This is a genomic window from Paenarthrobacter sp. NPDC089714 (genome assembly GCF_044748905.1).
GTDB lineage: Bacteria > Actinomycetota > Actinomycetes > Actinomycetales > Micrococcaceae > Arthrobacter.
In genome coordinates this window covers 275,185-295,028 of sequence record NZ_JBIVGX010000004.1, presented here as the reverse complement: position 1 = coordinate 295,028, position 19,844 = coordinate 275,185, and the positions used below count along the sequence as shown (strand labels likewise).

The 19,844-nt window shown below is 64.7% G+C and carries 20 protein-coding genes and 1 riboswitch; of the genes, 12 read left to right on the top strand and 8 right to left on the bottom strand.

Annotated elements, in window-relative coordinates:
• Window positions 1-100: 100 nt before the first annotated feature.
• The 7 genes from ptsP (at window position 101) to ACIPY3_RS10140 (ending at window position 5,843) form a co-directional block, all read left to right on the top strand.
• A complete protein-coding gene (gene ptsP / locus ACIPY3_RS10170; protein WP_400333391.1) occupies window positions 101-1,801 on the top strand; it encodes a phosphoenolpyruvate--protein phosphotransferase in 1,701 nt (566 codons plus the stop codon).
• 31 nt (window positions 1,802-1,832) lie between these two features.
• Window positions 1,833-2,111, top strand: coding sequence for an HPr family phosphocarrier protein (locus ACIPY3_RS10165; RefSeq protein WP_400333388.1), 279 nt, complete (start codon window positions 1,833-1,835; stop codon window positions 2,109-2,111).
• 120 nt (window positions 2,112-2,231) lie between these two features.
• Window positions 2,232-3,065, top strand: a complete 834-nt coding sequence (locus ACIPY3_RS10160) for an NADPH-dependent oxidoreductase (RefSeq protein WP_400333385.1) — start codon at window positions 2,232-2,234, stop codon at window positions 3,063-3,065.
• A gap of 24 nt (window positions 3,066-3,089) precedes the next feature.
• Window positions 3,090-3,509 carry a helix-turn-helix domain-containing protein gene (locus tag ACIPY3_RS10155; RefSeq protein WP_400333383.1) on the top strand — a complete coding sequence of 140 codons (420 nt, stop codon included), beginning with the start codon at window positions 3,090-3,092 and terminating at the stop codon, window positions 3,507-3,509.
• A gap of 92 nt (window positions 3,510-3,601) precedes the next feature.
• Complete coding sequence (locus ACIPY3_RS10150) at window positions 3,602-3,853, top strand: hypothetical protein (RefSeq protein WP_387435469.1); 252 nt, start codon at window positions 3,602-3,604, stop codon at window positions 3,851-3,853.
• A 66-nt stretch (window positions 3,854-3,919) separates the two neighbouring features.
• Window positions 3,920-4,564: a maleylpyruvate isomerase family mycothiol-dependent enzyme gene (locus tag ACIPY3_RS10145; RefSeq protein ID WP_400333380.1), complete on the top strand. Its 645-nt coding sequence runs from the start codon at window positions 3,920-3,922 to the stop codon at window positions 4,562-4,564.
• Between the two features lie 1,036 nt (window positions 4,565-5,600).
• The gene (locus ACIPY3_RS10140; RefSeq protein WP_400333378.1) at window positions 5,601-5,843 is read left to right on the top strand and encodes a DUF6480 family protein; all 243 of its coding nucleotides are present in this window, start codon (window positions 5,601-5,603) and stop codon (window positions 5,841-5,843) included.
• Window positions 5,844-5,919: 76 nt separating this feature from the next.
• Here the strand turns inward: ACIPY3_RS10140 and ACIPY3_RS10135 are convergent, their stop codons facing one another.
• Window positions 5,920-6,981, bottom strand: a complete 1,062-nt coding sequence (locus ACIPY3_RS10135) for an ATP-dependent DNA ligase (RefSeq protein ID WP_400333375.1) — start codon at window positions 6,979-6,981, stop codon at window positions 5,920-5,922.
• A gap of 46 nt (window positions 6,982-7,027) precedes the next feature.
• Between ACIPY3_RS10135 and ACIPY3_RS10130 the strand changes: the two genes are divergently transcribed.
• From ACIPY3_RS10130 to ACIPY3_RS10120, 3 genes are all read left to right on the top strand, one after another.
• Window positions 7,028-7,261 carry a hypothetical protein gene (locus ACIPY3_RS10130; RefSeq protein ID WP_400333373.1) on the top strand — a complete coding sequence of 78 codons (234 nt, stop codon included), beginning with the start codon at window positions 7,028-7,030 and terminating at the stop codon, window positions 7,259-7,261.
• Window positions 7,262-7,390: 129 nt separating this feature from the next.
• A riboswitch (cyclic di-AMP (ydaO/yuaA leader) is annotated at window positions 7,391-7,540 on the top strand.
• Between the two features lie 3 nt (window positions 7,541-7,543).
• Window positions 7,544-9,037: a hypothetical protein gene (locus ACIPY3_RS10125; protein ID WP_400333370.1), complete on the top strand. Its 1,494-nt coding sequence runs from the start codon at window positions 7,544-7,546 to the stop codon at window positions 9,035-9,037.
• Window positions 9,034-9,162 carry a hypothetical protein gene (locus ACIPY3_RS10120; RefSeq protein WP_400333368.1) on the top strand — a complete coding sequence of 43 codons (129 nt, stop codon included), beginning with the start codon at window positions 9,034-9,036 and terminating at the stop codon, window positions 9,160-9,162. Before ACIPY3_RS10125 ends, ACIPY3_RS10120 begins: the two co-directional genes overlap by 4 nt.
• Before the next feature lie 68 nt (window positions 9,163-9,230).
• Here the strand turns inward: ACIPY3_RS10120 and ACIPY3_RS10115 are convergent, their stop codons facing one another.
• From ACIPY3_RS10115 to ACIPY3_RS10090, 6 genes are all read right to left on the bottom strand, one after another.
• A complete protein-coding gene (locus tag ACIPY3_RS10115; protein WP_400333365.1) occupies window positions 9,231-10,580 on the bottom strand; it encodes an MFS transporter in 1,350 nt (449 codons plus the stop codon).
• A 189-nt stretch (window positions 10,581-10,769) separates the two neighbouring features.
• Window positions 10,770-11,690, bottom strand: coding sequence for an AEC family transporter (locus ACIPY3_RS10110; protein WP_400333363.1), 921 nt, complete (start codon window positions 11,688-11,690; stop codon window positions 10,770-10,772).
• Between the two features lie 90 nt (window positions 11,691-11,780).
• A complete protein-coding gene (locus ACIPY3_RS10105) occupies window positions 11,781-13,109 on the bottom strand; it encodes an enolase C-terminal domain-like protein (protein WP_400333361.1) in 1,329 nt (442 codons plus the stop codon).
• Window positions 13,106-14,719 (bottom strand): aldehyde dehydrogenase (NADP(+)), encoded by a 1,614-nt coding sequence (locus ACIPY3_RS10100; RefSeq protein ID WP_400333359.1) that lies wholly within the window; start codon window positions 14,717-14,719, stop codon window positions 13,106-13,108. Before ACIPY3_RS10100 ends, ACIPY3_RS10105 begins: the two co-directional genes overlap by 4 nt.
• A gap of 34 nt (window positions 14,720-14,753) precedes the next feature.
• The gene (gene kdgD / locus ACIPY3_RS10095; protein ID WP_400333356.1) at window positions 14,754-15,668 is read right to left on the bottom strand and encodes a 5-dehydro-4-deoxyglucarate dehydratase; all 915 of its coding nucleotides are present in this window, start codon (window positions 15,666-15,668) and stop codon (window positions 14,754-14,756) included.
• Window positions 15,669-15,807: 139 nt separating this feature from the next.
• Window positions 15,808-16,692, bottom strand: a complete 885-nt coding sequence (locus ACIPY3_RS10090) for a LysR substrate-binding domain-containing protein (RefSeq protein WP_400333354.1) — start codon at window positions 16,690-16,692, stop codon at window positions 15,808-15,810.
• Window positions 16,693-16,817: 125 nt separating this feature from the next.
• Here ACIPY3_RS10090 and ACIPY3_RS10085 point away from each other — a divergent pair, with 125 nt between their 5' ends.
• On the top strand, window positions 16,818-17,222 hold the full coding sequence (locus tag ACIPY3_RS10085) for a universal stress protein (protein ID WP_400333351.1): 405 nt from the start codon (window positions 16,818-16,820) through the stop codon (window positions 17,220-17,222).
• Here ACIPY3_RS10085 and ACIPY3_RS10080 read toward each other — a convergent pair.
• Window positions 17,219-18,433 (bottom strand): PucR family transcriptional regulator, encoded by a 1,215-nt coding sequence (locus tag ACIPY3_RS10080; protein ID WP_400333348.1) that lies wholly within the window; start codon window positions 18,431-18,433, stop codon window positions 17,219-17,221. The genes ACIPY3_RS10085 and ACIPY3_RS10080 overlap by 4 nt on opposite strands.
• Before the next feature lie 210 nt (window positions 18,434-18,643).
• Between ACIPY3_RS10080 and ald the strand changes: the two genes are divergently transcribed.
• Window positions 18,644-19,762, top strand: a complete 1,119-nt coding sequence (gene ald, locus ACIPY3_RS10075) for an alanine dehydrogenase (RefSeq protein ID WP_400333346.1) — start codon at window positions 18,644-18,646, stop codon at window positions 19,760-19,762.
• Window positions 19,763-19,844 lie beyond the last annotated feature (82 nt).

Here is a 19,844-nt window from a genome sequence, read left to right as displayed (position 1 = left end):
ATATGAAGTGGCTCACAACAGAATTTTGTAGGCTATTTCCACAGGCCCAAGGTGCCGTTGCCGGTGGGTCCGATCCAACAAGCAGGGAACAGAGGATTCAGTGCAGAATTTCCAAGGAGTAGGGGTAAGCCCTGGACGCATCATCGGTTCCGTCCGTCAGATGCCCAAGCCGGTGAGCGAACCGCCGTCGGGCGAACGGCTCGCCGCGGACACCAGCCCGGAAGACGCCGTCGCGGGCCTTAAAGCCGCCGCGCAGTCCGTCCATGACGAACTGAAGGGCCGCGCGGACATCGCCACCGGCGACGGCAAGGCAGTCCTCGAAGCCACGGCCCTCATGGCCAAGGACACCATGCTGCTGAAGTCGGCCACCAAGCTGATCAACGGTGGCTCGTCCCCTGAGCGCGCCATCTGGGAAGCCGGTGCGTCCGTTTCGGAAATGCTGCACAACCTGGGCGGCTATATGGCCGAGCGCGCCACCGACGTCCTGGACGTCCGCGCCCGCATCGTCGCCGAACTCCGCGGCGTCGCCGCCCCCGGCATCCCCTCCTCCGACACTCCCTTCATCCTGGTGGCCGAGGACCTCGCCCCCGCCGATACCGCCACCCTGGACCCCGCCAAGGTGCTGGCCCTCGTCACCTCCGGCGGTGGCCCCCAGTCGCACACCGCGATCATCGCCCGCTCACTGGGCTTGCCGGCTGTGGTTGCCGCGCACGGCGTTGACTCCGTGGCCGATGGCTCCGAAGTCTTCGTGGATGGTGCCGCCGGCTTCGTGGCAGTTGAACCATCCGAAGAGCAGCGCGCTGCCGCGACAGCATGGGCCGAAACATCCGCAACACTCGCCTCCTTCGACGGAAACGGCACGACGGCGGACGGTCACCTGGTGCCGCTCCTCGCCAACGTCGGAGGTGCCAAAGACGCCGTGGCCGCCGCAGGCCTCGGCGCGCAGGGTGTGGGCCTGTTCCGCACCGAATTCTGCTTCCTGGAACGCGATACCGAACCTTCCGTGGACGAACAAGCCGCAGCCTACAAGGCCGTATTCGATGCCTTCCCGGGCAAGAAGGTGGTCCTGCGCACCCTGGACGCCGGCGCCGACAAGCCCCTGCCCTTCCTCACGGATGCCACCGAGCCCAACCCTGCGCTGGGTGTCCGCGGCTACCGCACCGACTTCACCACGCCCGGCGTGCTGGAGCGCCAGCTCGAGGCGATCGCCCGCGCTGCCTCTGAGTCCGAAGCCGACGTGTGGGTCATGGCACCCATGATCTCCACGGCCGCCGAAGCCGGCCGCTTCGCCTCGCTCTGCGCGGCCGCCGGGCTCAAGACCCCCGGCGTCATGGTGGAAGTTCCCTCCGCCGCACTGACTGCCGCCACGGTACTCCGGGAAGTCGGCTTCGCCTCGCTGGGCACCAACGACCTCACCCAGTACGCCATGGCCGCCGACCGCCAGCTCGGACCCCTCGCCGAACTGAACACACCCTGGCAGCCGGCCGTCCTGCGGCTCGTGCAACTGACGGTGGAAGGCTCCGCCCTTGAGGCGTCCGGCCGGGAGGGCACCGGCAAACCCGTGGGCGTCTGTGGCGAGGCAGCCGCTGACCCGGCCCTCGCCGTCGTGCTTGCCGGGTTGGGTGTCACCACACTGTCCATGACCGCGCGGTCCCTGGCCGCCGTCGGAACCGTGCTCAAGACGGTCACGCTGGAACAGGCGCAGGAACTCGCGCGCCTGGCTCTCTCCGCACCCAGCGCAACCGAGGCCCGCGACTGGGTCCGTGCCAAGCTCCCCGTGCTCGAAGAGCTCGGCCTGTAAGTTTCGCAAAACCAACCGCAAGGAGAAACCCATGCCCGAACGCACTGCCACCATTGCCAGCAAGTCCGGACTGCACGCCCGCCCCGCAGCGCTTTTCGCCGAAGCCGCCGGTGAACAGTCGGTGGATGTCACCATCGCCATGCAGGGCGAGCCGGCGGATGAAGCGCTCGACGCCGCCAGCATCCTCTCGCTCATGACGCTCGGCGCCGCGAAGGGGGACGTTGTTGTGCTGCGGGCCGAGGGCGAAGGAGCCGATGAGGCGCTGGACGCCCTGGTGAAACTGCTGGAGACGGATTTGGACGCGGAGTAGGTTTCGCCGAACCGCCCGTTGGCGCCATACAGGTTCACGCGGGTTCTTCCTTCGTCATCGAGGAAGGTTCTGCCTGCTGTGCTGGTTTGCCCTGGTAAACCCACAGCATTGGAGAACCGCATGACCTCACTGGCGCACGCCCCCGCCGATCCTACCGACTTGGTCGCAGCCCGCTACGGAGGGAACCTTCCCGGACTGCTCGGGCCCGTAAACCAAACGCTTGAGCTCCTTTACAACCACCGTTCAATCAGGCAATTCGAACCCACGCCGCTGGACGAGGCGACCCTCACGTCTCTCATCGCTGCCGGGCAATCAGCCGCTACCTCGTCCAACCTGCAGACGTGGAGCGTCGTCGAAGTCCGCGATCCGGGGCACAAGGATACCGTAGCAGCGTTGGCCGGAGACCAGGACTTCATCCGAGAGGCGCCGGTCTTCCTGGTCTTCGTGGCTGACTGGTCGCGGAACCGGCTCATCGCTGAACACCGGGGCGAGCCCACCGAAGGCGTGGAGTTCATCGACAGCACCTTGGTCTCCGTGGTCGATGCCGCGCTTGCTGCCCAGAACACGGTTATTGCTGCCGAATCATTGGGGCTCGGGACCGTTTACGTCGGCGCTGTGCGGAACCACGTTGAAGAACTGTCTGAGCTGCTCGAACTGCCTGACGGCGCGTTCCCGGTAGTGGGACTGGCGATCGGCCGGCCGCGTCCTGATGCTGCGGGCAGCATCAAGCCCCGGCTTCCGCAAAGCGTGGTCCGGCACCGTGAGCGCTACGCAGTTCCAGGCACCGAGGCGTTGGCGGAGTACGATGCCACGCTCCAAGCCTATTACCAGGCCGAGGGCGAGCCCCGGGGGTGGATCGACGCCGTAGTGCAGCGGGTACGAAGCCGGCTAAGCCTTCACGGCCGCGACCGGATCCGCGGTGTGCTCGAGCGCCGGGGGCTGCCGTCGCGGTAGGCCTGCCCGCGCTAGGCTTCTGCCATGGCATTGATAGCTCCCCGCGTCACGGCCGGCCTGCCCGCCGACGACGCCCGGAACCTGGCACGATCACTCCAGGACAGCAACGACATCACGGTGTTCGTCGACGGCACCGTCCACCGCCTGCCAGACCAGGCGAGGGACGCCGTCGTAGACCTTCTGGCCCGGCTGGGCCGCGGCGAAGCAGTGACCGTCAGCAGCGTGGAAGAAATGCTGACCACGTCGCAGGCCGCCGAACTCGCGGGCATTTCGCACACCTATCTCCGCAACATGACCGACCGCGGCGAAATTCCTGTGGAATACCGGGGAACCCACCGCCGGATCCGGCAGGCGTCGATCATCGCGTGGCTGGAGTCCCAGAAGCGGAAACAAGAAGAATCCGCGGCTGGAGACGGCACGGGGGCCGACGCCGACGCCAGTTGAAATGCGTCCGGCAGATGTCGGAGTGATAAGGATCAAGCAACGATCCAAGCCAACGGGCCAGCACCCGCAAACACCGGGGTTACGCTTGTTTGGTGGGCAATTTCAAAGGGTGGCATATCGTGGCCGGGATGGCCGCAATGGCACTTGCCGCACCCTTGGGTTCCGCTATGGGATTGAACTTCGTGGCCACCTTCATGTTCGCCTGCGTCGTATTCGTGGCGGTGGCCATGTGGACCGAATCACGGATTGCCCGACGCCGGGAGGCAGCGAACGCCGGCAGCGCACCTGACGCTTCGCGCCCCGCGGGAGACCCCGCCGAATCGGACGACGCCACGCGCGACTGACCCTCGGCGGCCAAGGCAAGGCGTCCAAACAGGGAAAAAACCGGCGCTTGCTGTTTGAATAGCCATATGGCTTCGAGGTCCCGCTCCGTGGTTTGGCCGGTGGTGCATGAGGAACGACGCGCCCTCATCAAGGACCTGGAGCCATTGCACGGTCCGCTCTGGAACGCTGAATCCCTATGTCCAGGCTGGAGCGTCCATGATGTGCTGGCACACCTGATCGACTCCGCCAAGACCACTCGCCTGGGGTTCGCCCGCCGGATGATGGCCGCCCGCTTCGACTTCGACCAGGACAATGCCGTAGGAGTAGAGCGGGAACGGGCGTCCGATCCACGCCATACCCTGAAGTCCTTCCATGCCGTTGCCGCCAGGACCTCCGGACCGCCGGCTTCGCTGGCCACCCGGTTGGTGGAAGCGTTCGTGCATGGCGAGGACATCCGCCGCCCGCTGTCGATCAGCCACAGTTATCCTGCCGAGCATGTGGCCACAGCGTTGGACTACCAACTGAAGACCACCACCAAGATGGGCGGCGGCAAGGAGCTCGGAGCAGGATGGCGCCTCGTTGCCACGGATACCAGCTACGCGCGCGGCGAGGGCCCGGAAGTGCAGGGACCCGCCATTTCGCTGCTCCTCGCCGTCTCCGGGCGCGCCATTGCAGGCAATGAACTGACAGGCCCGGGCGCGGACGTTTTCCTGCAGCGGGCGCGGGGGTAAGGCGCTGCGACCTAGCCTGGACGCGCGGCGAGGGTTCCAGGAACTCGAGTGGTTGATTCGAGCCATCCGGCGAGGTTCCGGTCCAACATCCGAGCCAGCTTCAGGCAAGCCTCGTGGGCCTGCTGCACGGTGAGCCGATGCTGCTGACCGGGGAGCGGAAAGCCAGCCACAAATGGCTCATGGTGGGCGGCCCTGTTTCGTGCGGCATGGACGATCGTGACGACTCCCAATGTCCAGGTCCTTGTGAATTTCACGCCGTCGGCCGAAGCCACTGATCTTCCACCTCGAAATGCCCTGTTGAGGCAGCTATTCCAAAGAAGCTCATGCGAAGCCCGAAATCGCTGTGGTTCCCGCCCCACATATCCCCCCGGTTCCAAGAGTCCCTTCCAGAAGCCAAACATCAAGCCTGCTATGAGGTGGCCGGAAGTGCGCCGCCCCGGCGGCAATTTCGACCAGGCCTCGGCCAACTTGTTCCGGCTCGGGCCATCCAGCCCAATATCTGCCGTGTACCAGAAACCCCCGTAGGCAAGCTCCAGTTGCTTGGCCATAGCGTTCCTCACGGCAACTTCCACGATTGCGATGTCGGCCAAAAGGGCTGCCGAAACGTCACGATCCCAAATATAGAGCTGTCTCGCCAGCGAGTGATCGTAAGAGGCAGCGGCCATGTACGTTGCCGTGCGGACTGGGGTGATGGCCTCGTCGAGGGCGCGGCTGTGGGCGCCGTTGGACCAAGTTTGGGCATTGGTCAGTACTCGGCGCTCCTTGCTAGACTGCAGATGAAGTCCCCGGACCCGCCTCTCTGGACATGAGCCATGATGCGGCCGGGGTTTTTTGTACGCCCATTCCAGGTAAGCGGCCGAAACAGAACTCTGCAAAAACCATCTTTTCCACAGGCCTCTCACTCAACGGGAAAGACTTTGAGCGCGGGGAACGGCCTGCTGACCGTGGCGCCGGGCTGCCCTTGTTGGGCGCCGGTCCCGAGGCTAGGCTGACAGGGCAAAGCAAATAATAAGGTTACTGAAGAAGAGGTTTGGCTATGACGAGCTACGACCCCGAAGACGACCCCCAAACGTTCGGCGTTTCCGGCGCCGCTGAACCGGACAGCATCCACGAGGATCCTGATATGCGTAAGGACGAAGACCAAGACCCCGCAGCCTCCTCGAATCCGGATCCGGAAGACGGCAACATCACCGGACTGGAGCCGGGCGGCGGAGTACCTCCGGGAGAAACCCCTCCCGGAGAAGGCAGCATGAGCGGCGACCAAGGCCACCAGGAGTAACCGCTCCCACATCAGTCGCCAGGCAGCTGTTCCTTTATTGGGCAACGTCGAGACAGCGGCTTGGCGGCGATTGGCGTTATTTCAGCCGCAGGATCTCGCCCAGATCGTAGTCTGCGGGTTCTTCCAGCTGCGAGTAGGTGCAGCTGTCAGGGGTCCGGTCCGGCCGCCACCGACGGAATTGGGTGGTGTGCCTGAAACGGTCGCCCTCCATGTAGTCGTACGCCACCTCGATCACGAGTTCGGGGCGCAGCGGCACAAAGGAGAAGTCCTTACCGGCACTCCACCGGCTTTGGCCACCGGGCATCCTGGATCCCCCGGCGGACTCCTGGTTGGCCCATTCGCCCCACGGATGCTCGGCGAACTCCACCTGGTACGGCTCTAACTCCGCCACCAGGGCTTCCCGCTTGGCCATGGGGAACGACGCCACGACGCCCACATGGTGCAGGCGGCCCGAGTCGTCATAGAGCCCCAGCAACATGGACCCCACAACCTTCGCCGTTTTGTGCCAGCGGAATCCGGCCACCACGCAGTCTGCCGTCCGTTCATGCTTCGTCTTGAACATCACCCGCTTGTTCGGCTGGTAGGTGCCGTCGAGCGGTTTGGACAGCACGCCGTCGAGCCCTGCTCCCTCAAGTTGCACGAACCATTCCTTGGCACGATCAAGGTCGGTGACCGCGGGCGTGACGTACACGGGCGGTTCGGCGTCGGCGAGCGCCTCTTCCAGTGCGGCCCTGCGCTCGGCGAAGGGCTGTCCCGTCAGGTCGTCATCCCCCAGGGCGAGCAGGTCGAACGCTACCAACGAGGACGGCGTCTTCTCTGCGAGCATCCGGACGCGGCTGTCGGCGGGGTGGATGCGCTGCTGCAGGCCATCGAAGTCCAGACGGTTGCCGGAAATGAGGATAATCTCACCATCGATCACGCATTTCTCCGGAAGGTTCTTCTGGAGCGCGTCCACGAGTTCGGGGAAGTAGCGGGTCATGGGCTTCTCGTTGCGGCTGCCGAGGACGATCTCGTCCCCATCCTTGAAAACGATGGTCCGGAAGCCATCCCACTTGGGTTCGTAGTGCCCCACATCGGGGATGGTGGGCACGGACTTGGCGAGCATGGGCGAAACGGGCGGCATCACAGGCAGGTCCATAGATCATGTCTACCGGCCAGTACATGCTCAAAGCTAGTGTTGATCCATGGATTTGTTGGCCGTGTTGGCTGCCGTTCTCTGCGGACCCGCTCTCGTTGCGCTCCTTTGGATCTGGACGCGGCGCAGGGGCACTAAGCGCCCGGTGAAACGCGCGGCCCTGGCAGGCGTCCTCGGCATCGTGGACGAGATCTACCGTCCCGAAACCCACCAGGCGCACCAGATACAAAAGGTCCAGCATGAATTGCCGTCTCCGGCTCCAGCGCCCAAGGGTAGGCGATAAGGCCACCTCGAAACCTTGGACGTTCCGTCCGTTACATTAATGTGACTTTACTTCCCTGCTCCTGTACGGTCGAAGGGCGACCCTGATCTCCGCTGGGCCGCTTCCGGGCTGACGCCGAGCTCTGCCGCATCCCGGAATCCGCCAGATCCGCGGCAGAGACGGGGGACCCAGAGTTCCCGGGCCTGAATTCCGCAGGCCCTTGGGGTGAAGCCGCCACGTGCGGCCGGACGGCCTCGTCCGAACCCGACAGCTAACCTCGCAGGCGTTGAGAGGCAATCACCCATGTCCCCAACCATGGATCAGCCGCGCCGTGCCCAGGAGGCCATCGAGCGCACCAAGCCATCCGGACGCCGTCGGGCCCAACCCAGCGGACAGTCCCCCACCAGCGTTGAAAGCACGACGGCGGCACCCGCCACTGCTGTCAATCCCACCCCGCCTGCGCCCACCGCGCCCATGACGCGCGCGGAGCGACGCGCGGCCGAGCGCGAGGCGGCCGCCCAGGCTGTCATTGCGCCGGAAGCTCCCGCCTCCGACGATGCTGCGGCTCCTGCCTCAGCCCAGGAACCAAGCACGATCGCGGACGATGCTCCGCGGACCGCGTCGACCACACCCGGGCCGCCGACGTCTGCGATCCCCGTGGTAAAGCCGGCCGAGCCTGCCTCCGACGAGGAAGCTGCTCCTGCGACGGCCGCCATTCCGGTGGTACAGGCTGCCGAGCCTGCTTCTGAAGCCGAAGCTGCTCCCGCAACGACGGCTATTCCGGCGGTGCAGGCCGCTCCCGCGACGGCCGCTATCCCCGTCGTGCAGCCCGGCGAGCCCGAACCCGCGACGGCGGCCATTCCGACGGTAGCGGCGCCGGTGATCGGCACTTCCCAAGCCCAGCCTGCACCCAGTACTCAGCCGAAGACTGCGGCGCAGATTGCCGCTGCCGCAACGGCCTCCGCGGGCTTGGCGAGCCGGCAGGCTGCTGCAGCCAGTGCAGCTGACGACTCACAGCCGCGCCGGGCAACCACCTTCCCGGACAGGGCCACATCAGCCGGCGCGGCCTCGTCGGCTGGCACCGGCAAGTCGGTCACGGCAAGCAAGTCGGCCTTCGGTTCGTTCGGGGCATCGTCCTTCACCCGGGAACCGCATGCCGTCCTGACCAAGGCCGCTTCGGTGAAGACAATGGGCCAGCGCATGGCAGTAGTCGCCGGAGCCCTAGGCCTGGTCCTCACGGTTGGCACGGTCAGCCAGGCCCTGGATCTGCCGATCTTCGGGCAGGACAACCAGTCCCAGGAAGCCAGCGGTTCCAAGGGCACAGATGACAGCGGCCGGGCAGCCACCAAGGCCTCCCCTGGACCCACGCCCTCCTACACCACGGCATCCTCAACGTCCGCGGCCGCCACAGCGGAAGCCGGGCAGCCCTCAGCCGACCCGGCACAACCCGCAGCCGAGGCACCTGCCGCCGCGCCGGCGTCGTCCGCGGCTGCTCCCCAGGTTTCGCTGGCAGCCCCACAGTGGGTACCGTCGGCTGCACCTTCGGCTGTTGTCCCGGTGCCCGGCGTAACCTCGCCGGTCCCGAGCCAGCCCGCTCCGCCGTCGGACACCGTCACGGCACCAACGCCGACCCCCACCACTACTCCGACGGTCACCCCGACGCCGACGCCCACCCCCACCGAGACGTCGAAGCCGAGGCCGAGCAACAGCCCAAAAGCAAGCAGCGCCCCGGCAACCAGTGAGCCCACCCTGAATGTGGACGGCTTGCTGGACCTTGCAAAGGAGGCGCTGAAATGAGCACGCGCATGCCTCGGACCACCACGCACATCGGCTGGCACGGCCGCTATTGCAGCAGCAGCCGGACGGCTGCCTTCCGTCGCCGGATGGGCCGCTGGAGCTGCCAGCGCTTGCGGCGCGCGTAGCATCGGCATCAACAAATGAGGCAGCCACCCGCGCGGGTGGCTGCCTCATTTGTTGTGTCCAGGGAGAGTCAGGCGGTGTGGAGTTTGTCTGCCGATCGGGCATTGCCGTTCTCCGCCGGGGCGTCCGTGTCCTTCTTCCGCTCCCGCAGGAAGTAGACCAGCCCCGCGGCCAGGAGCGACGCGGCGGCCAGGGCGTAGAGTCCGGGGATCACACTGCCGGTCTGCTCCTTGATAACGCCGAAGCCAAACGGTGCCACGAAACCGCCAAGGTTGCCGAGTGAGTTGATGATCGCGATGGCCGGAGCCAGCACGGCCGGGTGGAGGCCTGACTGCGGAATGGTCCAGAACAGCGGCGATGCACTCTTGAAGCCCATGGCCGCGATGGCCAGGAACACCAGCGCAAGAACGGGCGTCGCCACCGCGGCGGCAAAGGTCCCGACGGCGGCAATCAGCAGGGCGACCACCAGCAGGGGCCGCTTGGACCTGGCTTTGTCCTGCAGCTTCGCGGCAAAGTACATGGCGAAGACGGCGCACACCCACGGAATCGCGGACAGGAATCCCACGCTGAGGTCAGTGGTGCCCGGGATCTGCTTGACGATGGTGGGCAGCCAGAACGTGTTGGCGTAGATGGACAACTGGACGGCAAAGTAAATGCCGCACAGGAGGAGGATCTGCGGGTTCAGCAGCATCTTCCAGCGATTGACTTTCCCCTTGCTGGTCTTGGTGTGCTGGGCATCTTCGTCGGCGATGGCCTGGGCGAGTGCCGTCTTCTCCGCGGCGGTGAGCCATTTGGCGTCTTGGATGCGGGCGTCGAGCAGGAAGTAGACAATGCAGCCAACAATGACGGAAACCATGCCTTCGAAGCCGAAGAGCCACTGCCAGCCGCGAATTCCCAGGACGTCGTTGAGGCTCAGGAGCATGCCCGCGATAGGACCGGACAATGCCGCGGCAACTGAGGACCCGGCGATGAAGACAGCCGTAGCCTTGCCTCGCTGGCCGGCGGGGACCCAGCGGGCGAAGTAGAAGATCACGGCGGGGAAGAATCCCGCCTCGGCCGCGCCAAGAAGGAAGCGCAGCACGTAGAACATCATTTCGTTCTGAACAAAGGCCATGAGGAAGGAGACGATGCCCCAGCTGATCATGATGCGCGTCAGCCAGATCTTGGCGCCGTATTTCTCCATCAGCACGTTGCTGGGGAGCTCGAAGATGGCGTAGGCGATGAAGAACAGGCCGGCACCGAAGCCATAGGCCGCTGCGCCGATTCCGACATCCGTATGCAGGTGTTCCTGGGCGTAGCCGATGTTTGAACGGTTGAGCTGGTTGCAGACGAGCATGACCAGCATGATGGGCAGCACACGCTTGAAGAACTTCTTGGTTGCGTGGGCTACATCCGTGACGGCGGCGTCAACAGATTGCATGGGATAAATCCTCTTTGACTAGGTAAAGCTTTTCGCGATCCATGGCCGTTGGGGAGGGCCTGGGATCGGCTGGGGCAAGGCGACTTGTGGTGCCTGTCATATGACCTACGTCAACTTTAGGACGGGGTCGCGATGCGCGTCCAACACAGAAAATGCATCAATAGATACCTTCAAGGCATCAAAATGCCTTCAGCCCAACAAGGCTGCCACCACTACCAGGGCGCCCACACAAAGGACCGTGGTGCAAAGAATGACATCGCGGGCCACGACCGTCCCGCGGCCATACGGAGAGGCGAAGAGAAAGACGTTTTGTGCCGTGGGCAGGGCAGCCATGATGACGCTGGCCAACAGGTGTTGTCCCTCAAGGCCGAAGAGGAACCTACCCAACGCCCAGACGATGACGGGCATTCCGGCGACCTTCAGGAGCGTGGCCACCACAGTCTCAATGCGGCCATCACCCTTCTGCAACGGCGCCTTTCCGGCCAGCGACATGCCGAAGGCCAGCAGGACCATGGGCACTGCGGCGCCAGCCAGCATCTCTATGGGCTTCTGCACCACGTCCGGAGCCTGCCAACCGGTAAGGGCCACCACCACGCCGAGTCCGGAAGCAATGATCATGGGATTCGTGACCGGTTGGAGCACCACCCGTTTCCAGACGATTTTCTCGCCGGCAGCCAGACCCAGGACGGTGACGTAGAACGGGGCAAGCACCAGAAGTTGGACCAGCAGCACTGGTGCAACGTGCTGGGCCGTGCCCACGGCATAAAGGGACACGGAGATGCCTATGTTGTTGGCGTTGGCGTAGCTGCTGGCCATTGCACCAACTGCTGTCTCCGCTGCCGGGCGGCGAAAGAACAGGAAGCTGAGCAGGCAATAGAGAATTCCTACCGCAGCAGCGGAGAGCAGGGCGAGCGGGGCGTCGACGCTGAGGGCCGCCCGGATGTCGCTGCCGGCAACCACGGTGAAGAGCAGCGCTGGGTTGGTGATGTAGAAGGCGGTCCGGGTCAGCGCGCCCTGCACCTCCGGGGACAGCACCTTGACGCGTGCGGCAAGATAGCCCACGGCAATCACCACGGACACAATGAGGATGCCGGAGACGACGCCGCCCACCCTGCTCCTTTCATTAAAGTGGTGTCCGCACGGCCGCTCCCTGTTGCGAAGGAAACGGCCGTGCGGAAATGTGTGCCTGCTTACCGGCCTTTAGCGAACCAGGCAGGGCCGCTTCGGATCGAACTGCCAGCCATCGATGTAGTACTGCATTCCGATGGAGTCATCCCGGGCGTCCAGGCCATGGGCAAGGTAGAGCTGGTGGGCCTTGTCCAGTGCGTCGCGGTCCAGTTCGATACCCAGGCCCGGCTTGTTCGGTACCTCAATGGCACCGTCCTTGATCTGCAGCGGCTCCTTGGTGAGGCCCTGGCCGTCCTGCCAGATCCAGTGCGTGTCCAAGGCCGTGATCTCGCCTGGTGCCGCGGCGCCGGTATGGGTGAACATGGCCAGGGAGATATCGAAGTGGTTGTTGGAGTGCGAACCCCAAGTGAGGCCGAACTCGTGGCAAAGCTGCGCTACCCGGACAGAGCCGTGCAGGGTCCAGAAGTGCGGGTCCGCCAAGGGAATATCGACGGCGTTGCTCCGGATCGCGTGCGACATCTCGCGCCAGTCCGTGGCGATCATGTTCGTGGCCGTCTTGAGCCCCGTGGCACGGCGGAATTCGGCCATGACTTCGCGGCCGGAGAAGCGGCCTTCGGCACCACATGGGTCCTCGGCGTACGCCACGACACCCTGCATGCGCTTGCCCAGGCGGATCGCTTCCTCAAGGAGCCAGCCGCCGTTGGGGTCCAGCGTGACGCGGGCATCGGGGAAGCGCTTGGCGAGTGCCGTGACGACGTCCACTTCCTCGTCGCCGGACAGCACGCCGCCCTTGAGCTTGAAGTCACTGAACCCGTACCGTTCCTGCGCAGCTTCCGCGAGCGCAACGACGGCTTCCGGAGTCATGGCTTCCTGGCGGCGCAGTTCTTCCCAGCGGTCTGCGGGTGCTTCTTCCACAAGGTAGGGAAGGTCAGTCCGCTGGTGGTCACCGATGAAGAACAGGTAGCCAAGCATCGGCACGGAGCTCCGCTGCTGGCCGTCTCCGAGCAGCTCGGCAACGGGTACGCCAAGGAACTGGCCGTGGAGATCCAGGAGTGCCGATTCGATGGCCGTTACGGCGTGGACGGTGGTGCGGAGGTCGAAGGTCTGGAGGCCACGTCCGCCGCTATCCCGATCCGCGAATTCGGCTGCAACTTCGCGCAGGAGCGAACGGTAGCGGGCCACGGGCCTACCGTTGATCAGCGTCCCGGCTTCCTCGATGGTGGACTTGATCTTCTCTCCGCCGGGCACTTCGCCCAAGCCGCTGCGGCCTTCGGAGTCTGTGATGATCACGACGTTGCGGGTAAAGAACGGTCCGTGAGCGCCGCTGAGGTTCATCAGCATGCTGTCGTACCCGGCGACGGGCACAACCTCTACCCGGGCAATGATGGGCTGCGTGCTCATGCGCCAACCTCCGCTTTCTCTTGGGCCGGAACTACTTCCCCGTCAATGCGACGGTTCAGGTGCCAAGGGTTGGTGTCCTTCAGGGACTCCGGGAGGAGTTCCTGAGGCAGGTTCTGGTAGGCGACGGGCCGGAGGAAGCGGTTGATCGCGAGTGTTCCCACCGAGGTAGTGCGGGTGTCCGAGGTTGCGGGGAACGGGCCGCCGTGGACCATGGCGTGCCCAACCTCGACGCCGGTGGGCCAGCCGTTGACGATGATCCGGCCAACTTTCTGTTCCAGTACCGGGAGAAGGGCTGCCGCCGTCGGGTAGTCCGCTTCGGTGAGCTGCAATGAGGCCGTGAGCTGACCCTCGATCCGGGACACGGCTTGGAGGAGGTCTTCCACGGTGGAGTAGCGGATCACCAGGGACGCTGCACCGAAGATTTCCTCGTGCAGGACGTGGTTGTCCACAAACTGCTGGACACCGGTACCGAAGATGGTGGGTGCCGGCGCGTTCTCAGTTGGGCCGGTGGTGCCTTGGCCGATGACGTCAACGCCTTCGGCCTTGCCGAGCGCTTCCGTTCCGGCGTTCCAGGACCCGGCGATGCCTTCGGTCAGCATGGTCTGTCCGGCGCAGTCTGCAACGGCACGTCCGACGGCGGCAGCCAGTTTGTCTCCAGCCTCGCCTGCCGGAGCGAACAGCAAGCCGGGCGAGGTGCAGAGCTGGCCGGAACTGCCCGTCACAGCGGTGACGTATTGCCGGGCCAGGGCGTCGATCTGTTCGGCACCGCCGGTGAGGGCGCCGTCGAAAACAAAGACCGGATTCAGGGAAGACATCTCTGCGTAGACCGGGATGGGTTCCATTCGGGCGGCGGCGGTGCGCATCAAGGCAACGCCGGCGCTCTGGGAGCCGGTGAAGCCGACCGCCTTGATAGCGGGGTCGGACACCAGGGCTTGGCCGATGCTCGCACCGGGACCGTAGATGAGCGAGAAGACACCCGGGTGGAGGCCTGCGTCCTTGACGGCCTTGGCAATGGCCTGGCCCACGAGTTCGCTGGTGCCCGGGTGGGCGTTGTGCGCCTTGAACACCACCGGGCAACCGGCGGCGAGGGCCGACGCGGTGTCTCCACCCGCCGTCGAGAAGGCCAGCGGGAAGTTGCTGGCACCAAAGACGGCCACGGGCCCCAGGGGGATCTGGCGCTGGCGGATGTCGGCGCGAGGCAGGGGCGTGCGCTCCGGAAGGGCGGGGTCGATGCGGACGCCGCGGAAGTCGCCTTGGCGGACGACGTTTGCGAATAACCGCAACTGCCCGGTAGTGCGGGCACGTTCGCCCTGCAACCGGGCGGCCGGGAGGCCCGTTTCCTGACCTGCGCGAACAATGAGTTCATCGCCGATCGCTTCGATGTTGTCCGCGATCGATTCCAGGAACGCGGCATGCTTTTCCGGGTCCAGCGTGCTGAACGAAGCATAGGCTTCCTTGGCCGACGCGGTGGCCGCCTTCAGTTGCCCTTCAGTGAGCAGCGTGTAGGCGGGCTCCAGAGCTTCGTTGGTGGCCGGGTTCAGGCCAAAGGTGGTTTTGCCGCCGCCGGTGACGGGCTGCCCGGCGATGAGGGAGTTTCCGGTGAGGGTCATGGGGTCCTCCTGGTGTTCGTGGTTTTCCGGAAGTTTAGGAAACGCGGGCGATCAGCGACGTGAGGTCCGCGAGGTCCCGCTCTGCGAGGTTCTGCAGCGGAGGACGCACGGGGCCGGCGGAGCGACCGATGGCATCCAGGCCGCCCTTGACGATCGACACGGAGTAGCCCTTCACACGGTCCCTGATGTCCAGGTAGGGGATCACGAACTCGTTGAGCTTCTCGTTCACGGCCTCGCGGTCGTTGTTGCGGACGTCCTTGTAGAAGTCCAGGGCAAACTTCGGCACGAAGTTGTACATGGCGCTGGAGTAGGTGCTCATGCCGAGTTGCAGGAGCGGGAGAGCGAACGTCTCCGCAGTGGGCAGGCCACCGAGGTAGAACAGGCGATCGCCGAGCTTGGCGTAGACCCGGGCATCGTGCTCGAGGTCGCCCACGCCGTCCTTGAAACCAATGAGGTTGGCGTGGCGGTCAGCAAGTGTTGCGACAGTGGTGTCCTTGTAGATCGCATTGGCGCGGTTGTAGATGATGACGCCCAGGTTGGTGGCGCTGCAGACCGCGCTGACGTGCTCGATCAGGCCGTCCTGATCGGCTTCGGTGAGGTACGGGGGCAGCAGGAGGATGCCTTCGGCGCCTGCGGCTTCTGCGGCCTTCGCGTTCTCGATGGCCTGGGCAGTGGAGCCACCCGCGGAGGCCAGGACCGGAACGATTGTTCCAACTTCTTCGACGGCGGTACGCACCACGCGCTCGGACTCGGCCGGCGTCAGGGAGAATCCTTCGCCCGTGCCACCCGCTGCGAACAAGCCCGCTACGGGGTAGCTCGCCTGCCAGGCGAGGTGCTTGCGGTAGTTTTCCTCGTCGAACTGCAACTGGGCATCGAACGAGGTGACGGGGAAGGACAGCAGCCCATCCTTGAGGACGTTTGCCAATTCCTGGGGTGTGTACGTTGCCACTGTGGTCCTTAAGAGTCTGTGCCGTCGTTGGCGGGGTATTGGTTCCTTTCCAGACTAGGAGCCTGACTAATGCCTGTCTAAGTGTTCTTTTATATCCATTGATACCCTGTGGGCATCGAATGACATGTTCGGGCCTTCGTCAGTCGACGGAGAAATCCAATTCAGCCAGGAGACGCCGCAGCGCCGGGTTTTCCACCTTCCGACGCCAGATGGCGTGCAGCTCAACGGGCTCATGATCTCCACCGTCCAAGCCAAGGAACTCGACGCCCTGGATCCCCAGGACCTTGGCCGAATGCGGCACGAAGGCCACGCCCCGCTTGGCTGCAACCAAGGACACCATGGTCAGGATCTGACTGACGGTGTGGACAACGTTTTCATGGCGGATGGGCATCAGCCTCACCACGAGGTCGTAGAAATACTGGGCATCAGAGGCCGAGTGCATGATCAGGGGCTCGTCGATGAGGTCCGCATGGGCGATGTCCCTGCTGAGCGCTGTCAGGCGGTGGCCGGATGGGACAGCCAGGAGCATGGACTCGCGATACAGGAGGTGGGAATCGAAAGCTTCGGTATCGAAAGGTGGCCTCGCCAGGCCAAGGTCCAGCTGGCCCGTGAGGAGGCCGTTAATCTGCTCACCCGTCACCAGTTCCTGCAGTTCCACGTCCACGTCAGGGAGGACTCCGGCAATCTCTTCCAGCAAGGGTCCCAGGATGCTGAACCCACTGGCTGCCGTAAAGCCGATCCGAAGCAACCCCGAGCGTCCAGAGGCAATACGCCTGGCCGCCACGGGAGCCCGCTCGGCGAGCGCCATGAGTCTCCGCGCCTCATCAAGGAAGGCCTGCCCCGCGTGGGTGAGCTCCACCTTCCGGTTATCGCGTTCCAGGAGTTCGGCTCCAACAATCTTTTCCAGCCTTTGGATCTGGCGGCTCAAAGGAGGCTGGGTCATGTTGAGCCGCTCGGCCGCCCTGCCGAAGTGCAGTTCCTCTGCGACGGCGATGAAACCCGCCAATTGGTCGAAAGTAAACATGATGCCTTCCCGGTATCAACCGATGCATTTTTGGGCTTAGACATGCATCATAGCGGCTTCCTAGACTCGGCAAGTACCCGATTGGCCCCCGATGGATACCCGCATCCAAGTTCAAGGAAAAAGGCATGAAAATCGTCGTCGGTTTTGTTCCCACCCCTGCTGGCGAGGCCGCCCTCAACGCCGGGATCGCGGAGGCCAAGCTGCGCCGGCAGGAGCTGGTCATCGTTAACTCCTCGAGGGAGGGAGCATCGGTGGACAAAGCCATGGCTCCGGCAGCGATGCTGGAGGAGGCCGTCCTGCGCGCGGGCAAGGCAGGGGTGAACGCCACCGTCATCCAACCTCCCTACAAGGACGATCTCGCCGACGAATTCCTTGACGTAGCCCGGGAAATCAATGCCTCGCTGATCGTGATCGGCCTGCGGCACCGGACCCAGGTGGGCAAGTTCATCATGGGAAGCCACGCCCAACGGATCCTGATGCAAGCCGATCGTCCGGTACTGGCGGTGAAGGCCGGCGTGGCCGCCCGTTAGATCCGCGGCCGCCCGGCCCAGCGGCGTGCCTTCAACGCAGCATGCAGCTCCAGCCGGATCGCACCGCCCAACGGATCAGCTCCGATCAGTTGGCGGATCTTGCCGAGCCGGTTGTAGATGCTGCTCCGGTGCAGGTGGAGTTTGGCGGCGACATCCTGGACCGAGCCGTCATTGTCGTACAGCAACTCGAGGACGGGAAGCAATTCGCCGTTGCGGTCGTGGTCCTCCAGGGCGCGGAAGTGCACGGATCCGGTGTCATCCCAACCCCCCGGAGCCTGCAAGCGATCAAACAATTGGTAGACCCCTACGGACTTGCTGTCCACGAGCTCGCCGAGTGGAAGATCAACAGCGGCCGCCTGCGCGGCCACCTTGGATTGCCGGTACGCCCCGGCGAGCTGCCGGATCACCTGGATCGGCTCGCTGATGCCCAGGATCACGCGATCCACTTTCCGTCCCGCGCGCTTGGCCAGTTCCAGCTGGTAGTGGACCAAGACCTGCGCCTGATCGGCGCGGCCGCCGGATTCGCGGAACAGCACCACGGAATGGGTCTCGGTCCCGGCACTGAACAGGGCCGCATCAACGCCGATGGTCGACTGCAACGCGGCCGAACGGTGGGTCAGCGTGGCCGCGAGAGGGTCGACGGCGGACCCGGCACCGTCGGCGTCCAGGATGGTCACTACTTGCCAGGGTCCGCGGCCTTGGATTTCCTTCCAACCGGCAACTGCGGCCACTGCGTTGGATTCTCCGCCGCAGGCCGCCAGGAACTCCTGTTCCCGGCGCCTCCGGAATTCCGACTCGGCCGTGTTCGAGTCGAGCAGGAGCCCTGCCAGCAGGTCCAACTCGTCACGGACCCCTGGCAGTTCGGCGAGTATCGCCGTCGCGCTTTGCTCCTCAAGGTCCTGCTGGACCCACAAGTAGCCCACGCGGAAACCGCGGACCAGCAAGGGGACGCACACCCGGCCCAGCATGCCGAGCTCGTCGTTCGCCGGCACCACAACGGGACGCACCGCCGTCGCAATTCCATGGGAGAGCTGCCATGCGCTGACGTCGCTTGGCACCTTCTTGCTGAGCAGGAAATTTACGCGGACGCGGTCGGCGTGCGACTGGTTGGAACTGTAGGCGAGAAGGACGCCGTCGAGGTCTTCCAGGGAGAGTCCGCGCCCGAGCTTCAACGCCACGCGTTCAACGATTTGCTCCACGTCTTGCTGCATCCGGAAAGCGTACCAACAGCAGGCGACACTTGACGCTTGAGTGCTCGACAAATGTCGAGCCAAGAATCCCGAAAACCTTGAATTCACGCGGTTCCTGCCAGCGCACTTCAGGAGCATCCATGTCGCCTGCCTCACAGCCGGATCTATTCTGGAATCACAGCCCGCAGCAACAAAACCGGCCTTAAGAGGCCGCTGACGATGGAGCCCCACATGATCATTGGCGTCCCCAAGGAAATCAAGAACAACGAGTTCCGCGTAGCCATCACGGCCGCCGGCGTACACGAGTTCCGCACCCACGGACACACCGTCCTGGTTGAGCGCGGCGCAGGCCTGGGGTCCGGCATCACCGACGAGGAGTACTCGATCGCCGGAGCCGAAATCGTTGCCGAAGCGGACGACGTCTGGGGCCGCGCTGACATGGTCATGAAGGTCAAGGAACCCATCAAGGCCGAATACCACCGCTTCCGCAAGGGCCTCATCCTCTTCACCTACCTGCACCTGGCCGCCGAGCCCGAGCTCACCGCCGAGCTCATCAACTCCGGCGTCACGGCCATCGCGTACGAAACCGTGCAGGAAGGCCGCACGCTTCCGCTGCTCGCCCCGATGTCCGAGGTCGCAGGCCGCCTGTCCGTCGTGGTGGGCGCGTCCTCCCTCATGGCACCTGCCGGTGGCAAGGGCATCCTGCTGGGCGGCGTACCGGGCGTCCGCCCGGCCAAGGTTGTTGTCCTCGGCGCCGGCGTTGCGGGAACCAACGCCGCTGCCATGGCGCTGGGCCTCGGTGCTGATGTCACCATCATGGACATCAACATCAATCGGCTGCGCGAACTGGATGCCCTCTACCAGGGCCGCCTGAAGACTGTCGCCTCCAACGCCTACGAGATCGAGAAGTCAGTTGTCGACGCAGATCTCGTGATCGGCTCCGTCCTGATCCCGGGCGCCAAGGCTCCCAAGCTGGTCACCAACGAACTCGTGTCCCGGATGAAGCCGGGCTCGGTGCTGGTGGACATCGCCGTGGACCAGGGCGGCTGCTTCGAGGACACCCACCCCACCACCCACCAGGAACCGACGTACAAGGTCCACAACTCGATCTTCTACTGCGTTGCCAACATGCCCGGCGCCGTTCCGAACACCTCCACGTACGCACTGACCAACGTCACCCTGCGCTACGCCGTCGCCTTGGCCAACCTGGGCGTCAAGGCCGCCTTCGACCGCGACCCTGCACTCGCTGCCGGCCTCAACATCGCCGCAGGCCACGTGGCACACCACTCCGTCTCCGAGGCGCACAACCTGCCCCTCGTTGAGGACTGGCACAGCCTGGTCTCCGCCTAACGTCGGAGCCTCCTCAGGCGAACAACGACGGCGGGGTGCGGCTTCCATCGAAGCCGCACCCGGCCGTCGTTTGGGTTAAGGC